This is a genomic window from Nocardia sp. NPDC058499 (assembly GCF_042719915.1).
Lineage (GTDB): Bacteria > Actinomycetota > Actinomycetes > Mycobacteriales > Mycobacteriaceae > Nocardia.
Map to the genome: position 1 here is coordinate 110,218 of NZ_JBHXMZ010000001.1, position 18,133 is coordinate 128,350.

The 18,133-nt window shown below is 65.7% G+C and carries 18 protein-coding genes and 1 pseudogene; 10 read left to right on the forward strand and 9 right to left on the reverse strand.

Annotated features, from left to right (window positions below; translation table 11 throughout):
* From ACFWPH_RS00505 to ACFWPH_RS00525, 5 genes and pseudogenes are all read left to right on the forward strand, one after another.
* On the forward strand, positions 1-1,212 hold the full coding sequence (locus ACFWPH_RS00505; protein ID WP_378747269.1) for an acetyl-CoA C-acetyltransferase: 1,212 nt from the start codon (positions 1-3) through the stop codon (positions 1,210-1,212).
* Positions 1,213-1,456: 244 nt separating this feature from the next.
* Positions 1,457-2,704, forward strand: a complete 1,248-nt coding sequence (locus ACFWPH_RS00510) for a CoA transferase (RefSeq protein WP_378747270.1) — start codon at positions 1,457-1,459, stop codon at positions 2,702-2,704.
* Positions 2,701-3,891: an acyl-CoA dehydrogenase family protein gene (locus ACFWPH_RS00515; protein WP_378747271.1), complete on the forward strand. Its 1,191-nt coding sequence runs from the start codon at positions 2,701-2,703 to the stop codon at positions 3,889-3,891. Before ACFWPH_RS00510 ends, ACFWPH_RS00515 begins: the two co-directional genes overlap by 4 nt.
* Positions 3,892-4,050: 159 nt before the next feature.
* A complete protein-coding gene (locus ACFWPH_RS00520; protein WP_378747272.1) occupies positions 4,051-4,893 on the forward strand; it encodes a DUF5995 family protein in 843 nt (280 codons plus the stop codon).
* A gap of 72 nt (positions 4,894-4,965) precedes the next feature.
* Positions 4,966-5,126, forward strand: a pseudogene (locus tag ACFWPH_RS00525) (acyl-CoA dehydrogenase family protein); the annotation flags it as partial.
* Between the two features lie 21 nt (positions 5,127-5,147).
* Here ACFWPH_RS00525 and ACFWPH_RS00530 read toward each other — a convergent pair.
* Positions 5,148-5,780: a TetR family transcriptional regulator gene (locus ACFWPH_RS00530; RefSeq protein ID WP_378747274.1), complete on the reverse strand. Its 633-nt coding sequence runs from the start codon at positions 5,778-5,780 to the stop codon at positions 5,148-5,150.
* Between the two features lie 358 nt (positions 5,781-6,138).
* On the opposite strand from ACFWPH_RS00530, the gene ACFWPH_RS00535 reads away from it, so the two are divergent.
* From ACFWPH_RS00535 to ACFWPH_RS00545, 3 genes are all read left to right on the forward strand, one after another.
* On the forward strand, positions 6,139-7,320 hold the full coding sequence (locus ACFWPH_RS00535; RefSeq protein WP_378747275.1) for a hypothetical protein: 1,182 nt from the start codon (positions 6,139-6,141) through the stop codon (positions 7,318-7,320).
* Positions 7,317-8,249: a metal-dependent hydrolase gene (locus ACFWPH_RS00540; protein WP_378747276.1), complete on the forward strand. Its 933-nt coding sequence runs from the start codon at positions 7,317-7,319 to the stop codon at positions 8,247-8,249. Before ACFWPH_RS00535 ends, ACFWPH_RS00540 begins: the two co-directional genes overlap by 4 nt.
* Before the next feature lie 85 nt (positions 8,250-8,334).
* On the forward strand, positions 8,335-8,763 hold the full coding sequence (locus ACFWPH_RS00545) for a DUF6653 family protein (RefSeq protein WP_378747277.1): 429 nt from the start codon (positions 8,335-8,337) through the stop codon (positions 8,761-8,763).
* Positions 8,764-8,775: 12 nt separating this feature from the next.
* On the opposite strand, the gene ACFWPH_RS00550 is transcribed toward ACFWPH_RS00545, so the two are convergent.
* Complete coding sequence (locus ACFWPH_RS00550; protein WP_378747278.1) at positions 8,776-9,660, reverse strand: phosphotransferase enzyme family protein; 885 nt, start codon at positions 9,658-9,660, stop codon at positions 8,776-8,778.
* Positions 9,657-9,785: a hypothetical protein gene (locus ACFWPH_RS00555; RefSeq protein ID WP_378747280.1), complete on the reverse strand. Its 129-nt coding sequence runs from the start codon at positions 9,783-9,785 to the stop codon at positions 9,657-9,659. Before ACFWPH_RS00555 ends, ACFWPH_RS00550 begins: the two co-directional genes overlap by 4 nt.
* Before the next feature lie 208 nt (positions 9,786-9,993).
* Here ACFWPH_RS00555 and ACFWPH_RS00560 point away from each other — a divergent pair, with 208 nt between their 5' ends.
* Positions 9,994-10,713: an HAD family hydrolase gene (locus tag ACFWPH_RS00560; RefSeq protein ID WP_378747281.1), complete on the forward strand. Its 720-nt coding sequence runs from the start codon at positions 9,994-9,996 to the stop codon at positions 10,711-10,713.
* On the opposite strand, the gene ACFWPH_RS00565 is transcribed toward ACFWPH_RS00560, so the two are convergent.
* The gene (locus tag ACFWPH_RS00565; protein WP_378747282.1) at positions 10,707-12,026 is read right to left on the reverse strand and encodes a helix-turn-helix transcriptional regulator; all 1,320 of its coding nucleotides are present in this window, start codon (positions 12,024-12,026) and stop codon (positions 10,707-10,709) included. The two genes, ACFWPH_RS00560 and ACFWPH_RS00565, sit on opposite strands and share 7 nt — an antisense overlap.
* Before the next feature lie 257 nt (positions 12,027-12,283).
* On the opposite strand from ACFWPH_RS00565, the gene ACFWPH_RS00570 reads away from it, so the two are divergent.
* Entirely contained in the window at positions 12,284-12,586 is a 303-nt protein-coding gene (locus ACFWPH_RS00570) for a hypothetical protein (protein WP_378747283.1), read from the forward strand.
* A 177-nt stretch (positions 12,587-12,763) separates the two neighbouring features.
* Here ACFWPH_RS00570 and ACFWPH_RS00575 read toward each other — a convergent pair whose 3' ends face one another.
* Genes ACFWPH_RS00575 through ACFWPH_RS00595 form a run of 5 tightly spaced genes read right to left on the reverse strand, consistent with a single transcriptional unit; the run spans position 12,764 to position 18,133 of the window.
* A complete protein-coding gene (locus ACFWPH_RS00575) occupies positions 12,764-13,543 on the reverse strand; it encodes a DUF3329 domain-containing protein (RefSeq protein ID WP_378747285.1) in 780 nt (259 codons plus the stop codon).
* Positions 13,544-13,576: 33 nt separating this feature from the next.
* The gene (locus tag ACFWPH_RS00580; protein ID WP_378747286.1) at positions 13,577-14,881 is read right to left on the reverse strand and encodes an MlaD family protein; all 1,305 of its coding nucleotides are present in this window, start codon (positions 14,879-14,881) and stop codon (positions 13,577-13,579) included.
* On the reverse strand, positions 14,878-15,981 hold the full coding sequence (locus ACFWPH_RS00585; RefSeq protein ID WP_378747287.1) for an MlaD family protein: 1,104 nt from the start codon (positions 15,979-15,981) through the stop codon (positions 14,878-14,880). The genes ACFWPH_RS00580 and ACFWPH_RS00585 overlap by 4 nt, the downstream gene beginning before the upstream one ends.
* Positions 15,978-17,078 carry an MCE family protein gene (locus ACFWPH_RS00590; protein WP_378747289.1) on the reverse strand — a complete coding sequence of 367 codons (1,101 nt, stop codon included), beginning with the start codon at positions 17,076-17,078 and terminating at the stop codon, positions 15,978-15,980. The genes ACFWPH_RS00585 and ACFWPH_RS00590 overlap by 4 nt, the downstream gene beginning before the upstream one ends.
* Positions 17,075-18,133 carry an MCE family protein gene (locus ACFWPH_RS00595; RefSeq protein ID WP_378747290.1) on the reverse strand — a complete coding sequence of 353 codons (1,059 nt, stop codon included), beginning with the start codon at positions 18,131-18,133 and terminating at the stop codon, positions 17,075-17,077. Before ACFWPH_RS00595 ends, ACFWPH_RS00590 begins: the two co-directional genes overlap by 4 nt.

Here is an 18,133-nt window from a genome sequence, read left to right on the forward strand (position 1 = left end):
ATGCGTGAAGTAGTGATCTGCGAACCGGTCCGCACCCCGATCGGGCGTTACGGCGGGATGTTCGCCGGGCTGAGCGCGGTCGACCTCGGCGTCACCGCGCTGCGTGGCCTCCTCGACCGGACCGGACTGGACCCGGCGCTCGTCCAGGACGTCATCGTCGGCCACTGCTACCCGTCCAGCGAGGCCCCGGCCATCGGGCGGGTCATCGCCCTCGACACCGGCCTGCCCGTCACGGTGGGCGGTATGCAGATCGACCGCCGCTGCGGGTCCGGCCTGCAGGCGGTGATCCAGGCGGTGCTGCAGGTGGGCAGCGGATCGCACGACCTGGTCGTCGCCGGTGGCGCCGAAAGCATGAGCAATGCCTCGTTCTTTTCCACGGATATGCGCTGGGGCGGTGCTCGTGGGGGCGTCCGGATCCACGACAGTCTGGTGCGGGGTCGCGAAACCGCGGGCGGACAGCACTATCCGGTACCCGGCGGCATGCTGGAGACCGCGGAGAATCTACGCCGCACCTACGCAATCCCCCGCGAGGAACAGGACCGCCTGGCCGTGCGCTCCCATCAGCGCGCCGTCGCGGCGGCCGAGAGCGGCGCCTGCGCCGAGCAGATCGTGCCCACCACGGTCCGGTCCCGGGACGGCGAGAACGTCATCGAACGAGACGAACATCCGCGCGCGGACACCACGGTCGAGGCGCTGGCCCGGCTGAAACCGGTGCGCGCGAAACTCGACGCGGAATCGACGGTGACGGCGGGCAATTCCAGCGGCCAGAACGACGCGGCCGCCATGTGCCTGGTCACCACCCGTGACCGCGCCGAACAGCTCGGCCTCACCCCACTGGTGAAGCTCACCTCGTGGGCCGTCGCCGGTGTGGAACCGAAGGTGATGGGGATCGGCCCCGTCCCCGCCACCGAGGCGGCGCTCGGCCTGGCCGGTCTCACTCTCGCCGATATCGACCTGATCGAACTCAACGAGGCCTTCGCCGCCCAGGCACTGGCTGTATTTCGCGAATGGAAGTTCGGCGACGCCGACCTCGAGCGGACCAATGTGCACGGTTCCGGAATCTCGCTGGGCCACCCGGTGGGCGCCACCGGCGTCCGGATGCTGGCCAGCCTCGCCCGCGAGATGCACCACCGTGACGCACGATACGGTCTGGAGACCATGTGCATCGGCGGCGGCCAGGGCTTGGCCGCGATCTTCGAGAAGGTGGTCTGACCGTGCCCACGCCGCAACCGGCCGCCGACTCGATCGACCCGAACAGCCCCGTAACGGACGCCGAATATGTCTGTTGCAAAACCGGTCCTCACCGGACAACTGCCGCTCGGCGCAGACGCTTTCCCGATCTGCCCCCGGGCCGGCGGTTTACCGGTATCCACAAGCGCTCCGACGACTCGAATGTCTGCGCTGCCTCGGACACCACCGGCGGAGCGGTTCGGGTTACCGGACGGGCGAGGGCCCGATGAGCGAGCACCGGAGTACCGCGGCCGCACCGCTTTCGGGTCTCCGAATCGTCGAGATCTCCAGTTTCGTCGCCGCCCCGCTGGCCGGTATGACCCTGGCCCAGCTCGGCGCCGACGTCATCCGCGTCGATCCGGTCGGCGGTGCCGCCGACCGCAACCGCTGGCCGCTCACCGAACAGGGCGCAAGTATCTATTGGGCCGGCCTGAACAAGGGCAAACGCTCCTTCGTCGCCGACCTACGTTCTCCCCAAGGCCAAGAGCTGGTCGCCCGGCTGATCACGGGCAGCGGACCGCAGGGCGGCATCCTGCTCACCAATACGACCGGCCGGGAATGGCAGGGTTACGACGCCCTCGCCCGGACTCGTCCGGACCTCATCCATCTGGAAATCACCGGCCGCGGCGACGGCAGCACCGGCGTCGACTACACGGTCAACGCCGCTACCGGTTTCCCGCTGGTCACCGGCCCACCCGACCACGCAGGCCCGATCAACCACGTGGTCCCGGTCTGGGATATCGCCTGCGGTCTCTACGCCGCGCTCGCCGTTACCGCGGCTGTTCGCCGCCGCGAAGCAACCGGGGCCGGGAGCCGGCTGGCGATTCCGCTGGAGAACGTCGCGCTGGCCACGGCGAGCAACCTCGGGTTCCTCGGCGAGGCACAGCTCAACGGCACCGGCCGGCCCCGGGTCGGTAACGCGCTCTACGGCAGCTACGGGCAGGATTTCACCAGCGCCGACGGTGTGTACTTCATGCTGGTCACCCTGACGCCCCGGCATTTCCGGGATCTCGTGAGTGCAACCGGTACCACCGAGGTCGTCGCCGCTCTGGCGACCGCGCTCGACGCGGATTTCACCGATGAAGGCACCCGCTACAAGCATCGCGATGTTCTCACGGCGTTGTTCGCCGGCTGGTTCCGCGACCATACCGCCGACGAGATCAGCGCGGCGCTGTCGGGCACCTCGATCCTGTGGGAGCGCTACCGCAGCTTCGACGAACTCGCCACCGACCCCCAGGTAACCGCCAATCCCCTGTTCACCGATGTGCCCCAACCCGGCGTCGGCGCATATCGCGCGGCCGGGGCACCGATCTCGGTGGACGGCACCTACCAGCCCGCCCGCATCGCCCCGCGGCTCGGTGAACACACCGACGCCGTACTGCGTGAAGAACTCGGCCTCACCGACGACGATATCGCCAGGCTCCGCGACACCGCTGCCTGCGCTACCGACTCCCCGAAACGGACGAACCCATGAAACTCGCACGCACGCACGGGCTCACCGATGTCCAGAACGAAATCCTGGCCACCGTCCGCAGCTTCGTGGACAAGGAGATCATCCCGAACGCCCAGGAACTCGAGCACACCGATACCTACCCCCAGGAGATCGTCGATCGGATCGCCGAGATGGGGTTGTTCGGGATCATGATTCCCGAGGAGTACGGCGGGCTCGGCGAATCCCTGCTCACCTACGCGCTGTGCGTCGAAGAACTCGCCCGCGGCTGGATGAGTGTCTCGGGCGTGATCAATACCCATTTCATCCTCGCCTACCTGCTGCGCCACCACGGCACCGAAGAACAGAAACACACCTACCTACCCCGGATGGCCACCGGGGAGATCCGCGGCGCGTTCTCGATGTCGGAACCCGAACTGGGCTCCGATGTCGCCGCTATCCGCACCAAGGCGATCCGCGATGAAACCGGCGATTACACCATCGACGGCCGCAAGATGTGGATCACCAACGGCTCCACCGCAAACCTCGTCGCGGTCCTCGTCCGCACCGAAGAAGGCCACGAGAAACCCCACGACAACCTCACGACATTCCTGGTCGAAAAGCCCACCGGCTACGGCACGGTCACACCGGGTCTCACCATTCCGGGAAAAATCCACAAAATGGGGTACAAGGGCATCGACACCACCGAATTGCTGTTCGACGGCTACCACGCCGCCGCCGATACGGTCCTCGGCGGTGTCAGCGGCCGGGGTTTCCGCCAGATGATGGACGGTATCGAAGTCGGCCGCGTCAATGTCGCCGCCCGCGCTTGCGGAATCGCGTTGCGTGCTTTCGAACTCGGCTCCCGCTACGCCCAGCAACGCTCCACCTTCGGCAAACCCATCGTCGAACACCAGGCCATCGAATTCTCCCTCGCCGAAATGGCCACCAAGGTCGAAGCCGCCCACCTCATGATGGTCAACGCCGCCCGCCTGAAGGATTCCGGCGAACGAAACGACGTCGCCGCCGGAATGGCGAAATACCTCGCCAGTGAATTCTGCAACGAGGTCACCCAGGCGAGTTTCCGCATCCACGGCGGCTACGGCTACTCCACCGAATACGAAATCGAACGCCTCATGCGCGAAGCCCCGTTCATGCTCATCGGCGAGGGCACCAGCGAAATCCAGAAACGCATCATCGCCAAGGGAGTCATGCGCGACTACCGCCTCTGAACACTGTGCCCGGCAGGCACATACACAGTTGCCCCGGGGGCTTCAATTACCTTTCGGCGGCGTGCGAGAGCACAGCGGATCGGCAGGTTCGGATGGATATCAGCCCAGCGTCCCGCTCCGGCACCACGCTGATCGCCATATATACATAGGCTCCGGTGCATGCGCAGCACACTCGTTCGGGGCATCCTCATCTCATCCATGACTGTCGTCGCCCTACTCGGGCAGGTGCAACCCGCATCCGCCGCCCCCGGGGACGCGGCGGTGGCCGCCGCCTGCGGCGAACCGCTCGACGCCGCCGAGGTGTCCGAAATCGCCACTCTCTCCGACCTCGAAACCCCGCCGAGTGGCCCGTCCCTGCCACGGCTCGAAGCCACCGCCGACCGCCTGAACAAAATCACCCGAATACTTGCCCGGAAGAAGGACCGGCGCGCGACGTTCGCGATCGGCCTCGACGCCCTCGAACAAGACGCGATACTTCCACTCCAGCGCAAGGAATCGGAGTTCGACGACCCCGACTACGCCCACCGGCTCAGCATCGAAGTGATGAGCTATTTCCTGACGAACCTGCACGGTGAGTTCACCGGCGGTCCCGTAGAACCGCACTGGGGGCGCCACTTCGAACTGGCCCGCAACTGCGATATTTCGCTCGGACACGTCACGATGGCCGGATACAACGCTCACTTCACCGTGGACATGCCGAATGTGGTCGCCGCGATCGGCTCCCAGCCGGCGAACGCGCGCGACTATTTCACGGTCCTCGATACGATCTCGGCCAATAGAAATGTCATCGTCGACCCGACCGAGGCCGTATTCGGCGACGCCGTCGGGCGGGCACTCGTCTTATTGGCAGGCGACAGAGTCGCCAGGATCGGCTTCAACGGCTTCAACGCGATCAACTTCGCCACCGGTCTGGCGTTACAGAGTAACGTCCTGCGCGGCGCGACGGAAGCCGAGATAAACCTGGCGTGGCGAGCTATCGATACCGCCGTGAAAGTCTTCTGAGCCCTGCGCGAATCGTCTGCCCGATGAGCGAACCGGAGCACTGTGGCGGCACCGCTTTCAGGTCTCCGAATCGTCGAGATCTCCAGCGTCGTCGCCGCCCGTGTCTACGGAACCGCCTTGCGCGCTTTCGAACTCGGCTCCCGCTACGCCCAGCAGCGCGCCACCTTCGGCAAACCGATCGTCAACACCGGGTCATCGAATTCTCCGTCGCCGAAATGGCCGGCGAAATTCAGAAACGCATCATCGCCAAGGAGTCATACGCGACTACCGCCTGTGACCTGTCCCGAACTCGTCCATTCCCTGATCGATGGAGCAAGCCATCGCCGGAGGTATTCGCGCAGTTCCTCGGCGCGGCGTGGGGGATCGCCGAGGTCGGAGAGGAACGACTGCACGATGCGCAGGGCCCATTCGACGAGTTCGTCGAAGTCTTTCGATTCGAGCCTGGTGCGGCTCCAGTCGATCGCGGTGCGGTGCAGAAGAATCGATTCGGCGATGGAGCGCGCATGTTCCGAGGTCACGTGGCGTAGCAGAGTATGTGAGGGCTCGTCGAGCAGCAGTTGCAGGTACGGCTCGTCCGGAACCTCGGTCACGGTATGGACGACCCCTTCGATCACGGCCTCGGCGAGGTCGTCGAACGTGCTCAGCCTGGCACCCAACCGGTCGAGAAAACGGCGGGTTCCGTCCGCGGCCGCGGCGAGCAGAAGTGCATTGGTGCTCGGAAAATACCGATATACCGTCGCCCGGCTGACGCGCAGTTCGGTGGCGACGACAGCGATGGTCGTCTGCGCGCCTTCGCGCTCTACGCACCGGTGCGCGGCGGCGATGATCCGGGCAGCGGCTTCTTCGTCGGTGGCGGGTGGCTCGCCGTTCCAGCCGTGTGTCCGCATACCTCCACTCTAACGAGCACGGAGGCAATCCAGCCGAAGGATGGACCATGACGATACATTGATGATAGATATGTATTGTCGGCATTTCGGTATGAAAGACAGTAAGGGGCCTGCCGGTGAGTCGTACGCAGCCGGAGAACACACAGGTCGCACAGTTCGAGGTGGCGATCATCCGGGCCGGCCCAAGTGGTATCGCGACAGCACATATCTGTTTGGGCGCGTCTCGAAGTCGGCACAGCGATCAACCACCTGCCGGATTCGGCCGAATGTGTCGAGCTCGCAGGCCCCGCGGTCTGGACCACCACGCCGTCACTATCGGGCCCGGCGTCTGTCCCGCTGAGACCGTGAGAGGACCGTCATGGGCACACAGTGCACCGAAACCGCGGAGACGATGGCCCAGCGTCTGGGATTCACCTGTTCGGATGCGAACCCCGTCCTCGATATCCGCAACCCGTTCGAGCTGTCGAACTGGACCCTCCCGGTATTGGAGCTGACGGTGGTCGCTGGTGCCGCGCTGGCACTGTGGTGGGCGATCCGCAGGCTGCGACGGGAGGGTGACCCGGTGAACTTGGCGCTGTGGTTCGCTGCGGTCGCCTACCTGCTGATCGTGGAAACGCCGTTGTACTTCCCGGACGTGTTCGGTATCGACGACATGATCGGCACCATATTCACCCACAATGTTTTCACGGTGCAATTCCTCTACGACCGGCTACCGCTCTACATCATCGCCTTGTACCCGGCTATGGCGATGCTGGCCTACGAGATCGTGCGCAGCCTTGGGGTTTTCCGCTCGCGCGGAATCGTGGTCGGATCGCTGTGCGTCGGTTTCGTCCACCTCTGCTTCTACGAGATCTTCGACCACCTCGGCCCGCAATTGTCCTGGTGGACATGGAACACCGAGAACCCGATCAACCGGCCACTGTTCGATGCGGTCCCGATGTGCAGCGTTCTCCTCTTCGCCGCGGTCGGGCCTGCGCTCCTCACCGGCACGCTCCGGACATTGATCGGTAATCCGGTGGACAGCGGTCACCGGTTGTCGGCCCCCGCCCTCATCGGGCGCACAATCGCGTGCGCGGTCCTTGTGCCCGTCGGTCTCGTGATCGTCAATATCCCGATCGCCCTCACCGAGGGTGATGACCCCGGAAACGCCCTGCGCGTGGCGATCTACATGCTGTACCTCGTCGCGTTCACTGTTGTCGCGCTGCCGGTCCTGGTTGCGCAGTGGCGCCAACGTCACGGCGACGCCCGGCCCGCGGAGCCCAACACCTTCGTCCGGGTGTTCGGCGTGGCATACCTCCTCGTCATCGCGGGCCTCTGGGCCACTGCTCTTCCCGACTACTTCACCGCAGACCACGGCGTAACCGTCCAAGGCACCCCGACCGGAAATCTGCCCTTCGCCGCAGTCTGCTTCGTAATCTCCTGCACAGCAACATTTTCGGTATCGACAGGCCGGACACAACAGAACATACGCCGCCCCGGGAACGCCGCTGCCACCGAGCGCGCGGCGAACACTCCGCAAGGAAGTGAGACAGCACAATGACCGACTTGCAGATCCGACGACTCGATTTCGACTTCGACGGCGACATTCCGTTCAATTGGAACCCGGACAACCCCGCATTCTCCACCTATATGGACCTTGTCTCGATCATCGCGATCGCTTTCGAGACCATGGTGGTCGCGGCGGTGCGCCAAGCGATACCACTGATCGACGACCCACACGTAGCCGAAGAAGCCGACGCTTTCCTGCGGCAGGAAGCCCAGCACTCCCGCGCCCACCGTCATCATGTGCGCGCCCTGATAAAGCAGCATCCGGGCCTGCAGCAGACCTTGGATGAGGCGATCGCGGCATTCGGCCGGGTCACCGCGACGGAATCACTGCGCTATCGACTGGCCTACATCGCCGATCTGGAAGCCACCTTCACACCCTTCTTCAAGATGCTGCTGGACAATGAGGACACCCTCTTCCGGCCCGGCGACGATCGGGTGGCATCACTGCTGATCTGGCATTTCGTCGAGGAGGTCGAGCACCGCAGCTCCGCGCTGATCATCTATGACGCCGTCGTCGGCAGCCCCACCTACCGGATGCGTGTCCTGCCGAGAGTCTGCCGCCATCTGCTGACCGTTTTCACGCTCATCGCCGACGGCATCAACGAGCACGTGCCACTCGCCGAACGGGCGATCGACACCCGCAGCATCGCACCGCTGCCGATCCTCGTCTCGTCGGCAAAGCGTCGTATCGGACTGCTGCGCGACGACGACAGCCGGTACGCACGGCCGGCGTTCACCCATGTTCCCCGGCACCAGAAAGCAAGGACCGTACTGCGCGTACTGCTGAGCCAGACACCATTTCACAACCCCGCCCACGAACCTCTCCCGGAGCTCGCGGACCGCTGGTTCGCCCGTCACCGCAACGGCGACGACGTCTGCCACTGGTACACAACAGAGGCGGACATGAACAGCCGCGCATAATTCGACCCCGCCTCGATCGAACCCGGCCCGTCCCGAACGCGACGTCACATCCGGGATGGTACGAACTGCTGTGTGAAGGACGCTCATGAATAGTCCGCAGCAGCTACGCCGTCGGATCTTCGCCCGGCACGCTCACCCGGTCAGCGCCTGGTCCCGGCTGTTGACCACGCCACTGGTGGTCGCGGCGCCCTGGACCCGGCGGGCGGACGTGACCATCGGAGTTCTGGTCTGGTTTGCCATCAACCCGATCATCACGCCCGAACCCACCGATCGGACCTCGCTCGCGACCCGGGCCATTCTCGGCGAAGAACGCTGGGCCGCCGATCCGGACCTCGACCGGACGATCCTCGTCCTGAACGCTCTAAGTTTCGCCGCCCTGAGCGGTGCAATACTGGCCGCCTGGCATCGACGAAAGAGCCCTACCGCGCTCGGCACAGCCGCCTCGATGGTCCTCACACTGTGCTGCTGGCGGCGCTACGCCGAGCTCTACGACCGAGATCGGGATACGGCCTGACGTATCGCGTGGTTACGGAATCGCGGCCCATCCGCGCCAAGGTCGCGGACCGCGGCGGCCGCGCAGGGAATCCACGCGCAGTCGCGCCTGATCGAGCCGCGCGGGTTCCTGCGCTGCAGCTTGTGCAGCCATGCAGGTCATCCGCATTTCACGGATATCTCGCAACAAAACGAAACCTGCCCATTCCGTGACGTCGTAGGCGTATGCCGCCACGAATTCGGTGTACTGCTCTGCAGTGATCCATCCGAATGAGCTGTGCTTGATCGCTGTCGAGGTCAGATCCCATTCAGGTGGGCCGATGGACGTACGCTCCAGATCGAGGAACAGGGTTGTTCCGTCTTCGGTGGTGACGACGTTGCCTTCCCAAGCGTCCCCATGGACGGGCCCCCACGGTAATCCGGGTGTGCGGTGAGACCAGGCGTCCCGGAGGTCGTCGAGGTGTTGGAGAAGCCACTGCCGGTCTTCGGCGAGCAGGGTGATCGCGGCGTGGATCCGTTGTTCGAGCCGAACGAAGGGGTCGATTTCGGACAGGAATTGTGGCGGGTTCAGCGCGCGGAGTCTCCGTAGGGCAGTCGCGATTTCGGCGGGAGTACCGCCGCGGTGCGGTGGGAGTTCTTTCCAGAAGGTGACGGGCCGGTCGTCGACCATGATGAAGGTTGCCGGGATATCGGCCGGTTCGACGGCGGGCACATCGTTGCGGCGAAGCCAATCGGCGATCAGCAGCTCGCGCTCCGCGGCTGCACGCTGTCCGGCTTTCGCGATTCGGACGACGACGCGGGACTGCGGGAGCCGGTAGGTAGCGTTCTCCGAAACTTTGATCGGGACAAGGTCGGGATCGGTCAGCCCGGCTGCGGTGCAGGCTTCGCGGGCGACGGCCTCGGGGGTTTGGTTGTTCACCCGGCGGCTGCCTGCGTGAGGTCGAGGCCTGCGCGGCGTGCGTAGGAGTTCAGTTCGTGGACGTCCTCGGCGGCGCGCATAGATTTGAGACCCACTGCGCCCCGCTGGAATTCGTTGCGGTTCACCTTGTCGAGCGTAGACCCGGCAGGCACCTCGAGGCATCCAGAGGAAATCTACCTGGCGCGCGGTGCGGATATCACCGCCACCGACTGGGCAGACCCGATTCGGTGGACCCCGCTCGACGAGGCGGTGCGGATGACCGACGCCGGCGAGATCGTCGGCGCAGCGCGCAGTGGTGGGCGTGTACCGGGCCCTTCTGCCAAGATGCTTTGCATGACCGCTGCGCGCCCCGGACTCGTTGTCTGGGATATCGACGGCACCCTTATACCCGCGGACTTGCGATGGCTGCGACGAGCGATCGCGCGTACCTATGAGATACCGGAATCCGGTGTGGTTTTCCCGGCGGCGCGAGTGCACGGGTACACCGACGAGTCGATCGTCGTCGAAGCTGCCGTGATATCGGGCATCTCGGCAGAATCGGCAGCGGACGGTATTGCTCGGTTCCATGACGAACTGGCGAAGGTCATGTCCGAGGGCGAGCAGGAGTTGGCGCGAGACCAGCCCGCGTATCCCGGCGCGGCCGAGTCGATGGCTGCGCTGGATGAGCACGGGTTCGTTCAAACCGTACTGACCGGAAATCTGCGGCTTGCCGCCGAAACAAAGATGAGAATCGCTGGTCTGGACTCATATCTGAATTTCGATATCGGCGCATACGGATCGGATTCCCGCGACAGGCTGGAACTCCCCGGTATCGTCGCAGACCGCTACTTCGCCCGCTTCGGAACTCCGCTTCCAGCTTCGCAGGTGGTCGTCATCGGTGACGCACCCAACGATATCCACTGCGCCCGGCACGCCGGCTTTCGCGTCATCGCCGTGACGCACAGGATGGATCGGTCAGCATTGTCCGAGCACTCGCCCGACGAGATCATAGACGGCCTGGACCCCGGCTCGGTTGTTCCGGCGGTGCGATTGCTGGCCGGCACGGATCACTGAGCCCCGGCACATTCGATCTGTTCCCGCAGTTCACGAACGGGCTGTTCGTTATGCCACGGTGCGGTACGTTCGATCGCCCGCTGTGCACGTTGGATCCCACGATGGTTGCCCATGGCGACAAGGCTCGTGTAGGTCTCGCCGAGAATCCGGCAACCCTCCTCGAGCTCACCGGACAGGTTGTACGCGCTCGCAAGATCTACTTGCGCTGCCAGAGCGACATTCCGATGTCCGTGCCCGATACCTTTCAACGCCCTGTCGAGGACCGAAATCGCCTTGCGTGGTTTGCCGAGGAACAGCCAGCAAGTGCCTTCATACACCGGTAGCCGCTCGGCGTCCCAATCGCTGAAGAGCCCGGCACGATCCACCTCATCCAGGTGCTCAACCGCGCGATAGGCCCGAGACAAGGCCTCTGCGCACTCTCGCTCCAGTTCGAGAACCGCGTATGCCTGAGCTTGCTCCGCCCCGATCCTCGCTCGGGCAGCCGGAGGCAATTGATCGGACACCATCGCGGCTTGACGGAGTATTCGAAGGCCGATGACGACGTCTCCGTCCGAACCGATCAGCGTGGCAGCATCCGAACGCAGATTGCTCTCGAAAATTCGCGCGATTCCGCCCATCACCGGGTCATGCAGGCCGTCGGCCAATTTGCGAGCAAACGCGCAGTGCGACAGCGCCATCGCGCGGTCGCCCGCCGCGCTCCATATTCGGCTGGCGACAATGGATGTCTCGCCGAGCAGTGAACCGAGTTTCGCTTGCATTCGTCCATCGGCCGAGGCCTGCCGAAACCTTGACGATATGGTGTCTCGGTGCGCTTCTATCGGACCGATAAGCGCTTCCGGGGGAACGCTCTGTCGCCGGCCGGCAAGTAGGCGGGTCACCTCGGTGAATTCGATGATCGCGTGCTCGGTCATCGGATGCGAAGGAGCGTTCACACCCGTCGCGTCGCGGGCCGCTGTCGAATCGAGGTCTACTGACTCGGGCAACTGCACTTCTGGACCTTGCGACGAGATTGCCCGACGGACACCGCCCGATTCACCCTGCCCCGTCTCACCGAAGTCCACGTTTCGAGCCATCTTTCGGCGAGCGGATTTCTGGTCTCGCTTCGCCCGGTCGTGAATCGCAACCAGCGCACCGTCAGCATTCAGCCCGATGTCAATCGCAGCGACGAGTTCTCGAGAGGGCAGATTGGCGTCTTCCCATTCGGTCATGGACACGTATTGGCGGGTGTACCCAATCCTTGTGGCGAGTTCACGTTGACTCATGTCCGCGGCGAGTCGGCGGCGTTTGATCTCACGCGCCAGCTCATCGGCCACTGCCGCACGCTGCCGTACGCGCTCCGCTCCGTTAGCCCGTTCGGCTTGCCCCTCCTGCATGCGTCGATTCTGACCGAACGTGCGGTGTGGCAAGTCGCATTTCAGTTGTTTGCCACCTTCATTGCCTGTGGCCGCCCCCGGTGTCCTGATCAGGGGCCACAGTACGAATCGTCCTGGGAAGGGCACGCGATGAAATCCACTGATGCTCAGGAGCGATCACCACTCAGCGACGCTGCGGGCATGACGGGCACAACATCATGAGCCACTCGATCGCGTTCGGCTGGATCGACTACGACACGAGCACGGCGCCTGACTGGGACCGGGCGCAGGTTGTACGGCTCGCGAAACGACTCGGCTACCACGTCGTATGGGCGAACGAGCGGTCGGTGCTGTCCGTAGCCGACCAGGCGCGGAACGCCGGCGCGGACGTGGTGATTCTGCCCGCACCCGACCACCTGGGGCCGCTGGAGCTGAATCGGGTCATGGACGTGGCCGATGTGGAAACCGTACTTCCACGGTTGTCCTTCGCTCGGTGGTTTGCTGCGGGAGCCGGCCGGTGACCGGAACGATTGTGGTGATTCTGCTGGTGGGCATTCTCATCGCCGTAACGGTCTGGGGATACTGGCCACAGCTCGACCGCCGATGCCTAACCGAGCCGCAGTCGGATCCAGTCGCCCAGGAATGCGCCTGCACGCCCGGGTCCTGTGCTCCTTGCACACTCGACCGAGAAAGCTGTTTCAGGGCAAGTACACCCGGGAGGCGAGCCAGCGGCCGTCGACCAGTTCCATCGTCATCGCGACGCGGCTGCGGTCCACGCGGGGATCGGGGGCGGCGGCGTTGGTGACGGTCTGGTCGATGAACAGCAGGACCTCGACCTTTGTCGGAGTCGCCGACTTCACGGCGGCGTCGAGGACGGTGCCTTCCCCGGTGGCCTTGTTGTCCATGAGGAGTTGACGGAGCTGACCGCTGGAGCGGGTGTACATATCCTTGAATTCGCCGGTGGCGCCGTCGAGGACCGCGGTGAAATCTTGGTCGAGGGTGTTGGAATCGACGCTGGTCAGGGCGACACCGTAGGCTCGGGCGGCGTCGGTGGCGGCGCGGGCGGCGGAGTCGATTTCGCGTTCCTTGTTCAGCTGCCAGCCGAGGAATCCGACGAGGGCGAGTGCCGCGACGGTCAGGATGATGAGGGCCGGGACGGCGAACTTGCGGATCAGCGCCACCGCGATCATTCGCAGGATGGTCCATCGTGATATCCCGGGCGCGGGCGGCGCGGGATCGGTGGCGTCAGGCCCGGCTTCGACGCCGGATCCCGCGTTGTCTTTCGTCGGCACCGGTTCCCCGGCAGGCACCGCGCCCTCCGGGTCCGCCGGGCTGGAATCCTTCGGCGGTGCAGACTCACTCGTGGGCTTCGGCGGGGTTGCCCCGGCCGTGTCCTCCGAGGGGCCGGTTTCCGGTTTGTCACCGGCCGGGCGTGCCGTCGCGTCGGTCGTGGTGTCGGTATCGGAGGTCGTGCTCATCGGATCATCTCCTCGAGATCGGTTCACTGGTGGTCACCGGGGCGGCGCCGGGACTGGTGTCCCCGAATCGGTCAATGGCAGGGGGATGGGTAGGGACATCGGGCCGACGGGTGCGGGAGTCGCCGTCTGATCGGCGGGGGCTCCGGGTGGCGGTCCGGTCGGTGCCTGCTCACCGGGTGGGCGGGGCGCGTTATGGGCACCGCGGACCAGGATGGACGGGTCGTTGTTCGGGCAGAACGTGTACAGGTATGGCTCTCGGTAGTCGGCCTGGGACGGCGCGTGGCGGGGCAGGTTGTAATCGCAGGTCGGGCGCGGATACAGGTTGACCAGGCCCCACAGTCCACCGTCGTGGATGATGGTGCTGATCGCTTCCAGCGTCGAACCCTGGCGCTGGGTGGGGAAGAAGAACTCCTGGAACGCCGGCACCCGGGAATTGGTCAGCTGCGCGACCGAGCCCAGGTTGGCCAGCAGCTCGGGGACGACGGCCGCGTTGTCGGCGAGCACCGCGTCCATGGCAGCCAGCGTGGCCGGGGCCCGGTCGAGCAGTTCGACGTAACCGCCGGTTTTGGCTTCCACACCGGCCATGAGTGCGGAGGTGTCGTGGGCGAGGCGCTGGAGGCCGCCCGCACCGTCGGCGAGGGTGGTCAGCAGCATTTTGCTGTCGCGCAACAGTCCGACGGTTTGCGGGAGGACGGAATCGAGTGTGGAGATCAGGAAGGTTCCGCCGTCGATGATGTCGCGCAGCTTCTGCGGTCCCTCCGGCCCCACCCCGAGTTCGTCGAGCACCGCGGCGAGCTGGGCCGAATCCACCTGTGCCAGCGTGCCGTCCAACTGGCCGAGCATCTGCCACAGCGGAACCGGTGTGGTGGTGCGGTCGGGCGAGATCTCGGCGCCGTCGGCGAGGAACGGGCCGGAGCGGCGGGTAGGGCGGAAGTCGAGGAATTGTTCGCCGGCGGTCGACAGGCTGGTGACCGCGACAGGGCCGTCATCGGGCACGGGTACGTCCGCGTCGATCTCGGCGACGGCGACCACCCCGCGGCGCGCCAGATCCACCGCGCGGACCTGCCCGATCGGGACCCCGCGCAGCGTCACATCCTGTCCGGCCAGCAATCCGCCGGATTGTGCGAGGTGCACGCGCACGGTGATGGTGGAGGCGGTGGGGTCGACCCCCAGTGCGCCGAACACCAGATAGCTCGCGCCGAACGCGAGCACCGCCAGCAGCGACACCGTGGTCAGCAACGCCCGGTGCGCGCGACTGTAGCGCACCGACGCGAGGAGCAGCCGGGCCGGCAGGTCTGCCACGGCCGCCGAACGGGACGGCCCGGTGGGCGCGCTCATCGGGGCCCCAGCACGCGGTCACGCAGGGTGAACAGGGTGTAGGTCAGGCTGCCGACCATCGCGTGCCAATCGGCGGCGTTCGGGAGATGGGTGCCCGGATCGGCCTGATGGTTGGGGTCGGGCAGCGCGCCTACCGCGAAATCCGCGAGATCGACATTGCCGTGGGTGGACGTGCCGCTGGTAAGCCTGATGATCGGCGCGAGCATCTCGTTCAGGGCCGCGAGGCTCGCGTCGGGGCTGGTGGCGGCGTTGTTCAGTTCGGCGGCGATCCGGTTCAGGTTGCCGATCAGTCCCCCGGCCGGCCCGCCTTGCAGTACCGGGAACTTCCCGAGCTGGGTGGTGATCCGGTCGATCTGGCGTACCAGGTCCAGAGCCTGCTGGGAGCTGTGGTCGACGGTCGCGGCGGCGGGTCCGGCGGCGGAGACGAAATCGTGGATGGTGTTCTGCTGGGCGGCCAATTGCGCGGCGAGCCGGTCGGTTTCCTGCAGTGCAACCTGGATCTCGCCGGAACGCGCCGACAGCGCGGTGACGAGCTGGGTGGACTGGTCGAGCAGCGCGTCGACCCGGTCGCCGCGATTGCCGACCGCCCGGCCCATACCGTTGACGACGGTGGTGAGGTTGCGGATGGCGCCGCCGTTGACGAGCAGCGAGGCGGTGGTCAGCAGTTCTTCGACCGTCGCGGCCGCCGCGGTGGACTCCACTGGGATACTGTCGCCGTCGTGCAGGTCCGCTGTCGCGGGGGTGGTGTCGGTGGGTGCGCTGAGTGAGACGAACACATCGCCCAGCGGTGTGGCCGTTCGTAGTTCGGCGCGGGTGCCCACCGGTAACCGGACGTCCGGCCGGATGCGCAGCGTCACGACCGCGGTGTAATCGCGCACCGTCATCTCCGAGACCGCACCGACCTCGGCACCGGCCAGCCGGACCTTCGCCTGCGCCGGGAGGTTCAGCGCATTGGCGAAGTTCGCGTGGATCGTATAGCCGGATTCGCCGCCCGCCCGCGGTGTCAGTGGGATGTCTTCCAGACCCACCGAGCAGGCGGTGGTCGTCACCAGTGCGATCGCACCTGCCAGGGCGACTTTCACGTGTCTGCGTGCGCTCATCGGGGCAGCCTCGTCATCGCTTCGAGCATGTCGGTGATCCCGAAATCGGGACCGAAGTCCTGCAAAGTGCCGGTGCTGCAACCCAATTGGCGCAGGCCCAGGATATTGCAGACCTCTTTGATCATCTGGCCGTCGAAGGCCACCTTGTCGAGCAGCGCATGAATGCGCACACCGCCGTTCTGCTGGTCCACCACCCGGTATCCGTTGTCGAGCAGCAGTGGGGTGACGTCGAGGAATTCGGCGAGCTGCGTGCGGTAGTCGGTCAGCGCCTGGGTCACGATGGTCGCATCCGCCATCGTCGTGTGCAGGGCCGCGCGGTTGGTGGTCAGCAGATCTTCGGCTTGCAGCATGAGCTGGTTGACTTGGGCCCCGGTGGTTCCGGCGCCGATACCGAGTTCGGCGAGAGTCGTGCCCAGTTGCCCCGAGGCCGTGCCGAAGTCGCGGATGACGGCATCGTTGGCGGCCGCCGCCGCGATGAGTTTCGACAGCTCGTCCACCAGTTGGGTGACCGTATCGCGGGTCTGGGCTCCGGCGTCGTCACCGAGTCGCAGGGCTTTCGACAGTTCGTCCATCGTGGCGCGTAGCTCGGCGCCGTTACCGCTGGTGGCCGCCGCGGCGACCGACAGCAGTCGCGCGATGGGCCCCTCTTCCGGCGTTTCGCCCGCCAGGTCCTCGGACATGCGGTCGGCCATGGAGATCAACCGGTCGATGCCCACCGGGGTGCGGGTCTGCTCGATCGGCAGCCGCGCCCCGTCGCGCAGGGTGTCGCCACCGCTGTACGCCGGGGAGAACTCGACGTGCCGGTCGGTGAGGACCGAGGTCGACAGCGTGACAGCGGTGGCGTCGGCGGGAATCGGCACCTCGCGATCGATCCGCATCGTCACCTCGACGTGGGTGCCGGTAGGCGCGATGGCGGTGACCTCCCCGACCGGCATACCCAGCACGGCCACCGCATTACCGACATATAAGCCGGCGCCGCTGTCGAACTGGGCGACCACAGTGATATCACCGGAGTTGATGGGTCCGCCGGAGCAACCAGCGACCCCGCCCAGCGCGAGGACAGTGAGAAGCCGCAATGCCGTGATCACTTTTCTCATTGGCAATCCTGGAAGTAGGGCGGCAGGGAGGCCAGGTCGGCGTGCCCGCTGAGCGCGCACATCCACGAGTCGACGAGCACCCCACCGGGCGCGTTGAAATCGACGGAATTACCCGAGCCGGAGGCATTGGCCAGGTTGCGCACCGAAACGGGCAGGATCTCGAGCGTATTGCGCAGCAGGTCGTCGTGGCGGGCCAGACTGCCCAGCAGGCCTTGCAGACCGTGTACCAGTTCGTCGACCTTCGGGCGGTTGCCCACGATCCCCTGGATCTGCTCCACGAGCCGCACGGTGGCGCTCATGAGTACCTGGATCGCGCCGCGCCGGTTGTTGATGTCCTGCAGCAGGTCTCGCCCGACCGTCACGATCGCGGCGACATCGTCGCGCTGCCCGGCCACCACGGTGGTCAGTTCGCGCACCCCGGTCAGCAGTGCCCCGAGTTCATCGCGCCGGCTGCCGAGGATCGTTGCCAGCGACCGGATGTTGCGCAACATATCCGGCAGTACGGCGGGCACACCCTCCAGTTGACCGGCCAGAGCGTCCAGCGAGGTGCCGAGCTGTGCCGCGTCGATCTCCTCGAACGTGGTGGTCGCGTTCTCCAGTGCGCGCTGCAAATCGTAGGGAACCTCGGTATGCGCGAGATCGATACGGTCGTCGGCGGGTTCACCGCCACCGGCCGGGCGTAGTTCGACGTAGCGCGCGCCGAGCAAGGTGGTCAGTTTGATCGCGGCGGTGGTTTCGGCTCCGAGCCGCACCCCGCGGTCGATCTCCAGATCGACCAGCACGCGATCACCCGCCAGCTCCTGGTCGGCGACCGATCCGACCTCGACGCCCGCGACGGTGACCCGGTCCCCCACTTTCAGCCCGGCCGCCTGCGCGAATTCCGCCGTATAGCGGCGATCACCGAGCCCGATCGCGTTCACGCCGAGCGTGGCGGCCAGGACCACGAGCAACACCAGCAGCGATACCCCTCCCAGGGCTCGTTTGTCGTAGCTTTCCAGCGGCCGGCGCCGCAGCGCCCGGAGTCGTTGTGGTACACGCAGCGATAATTTCGTCAT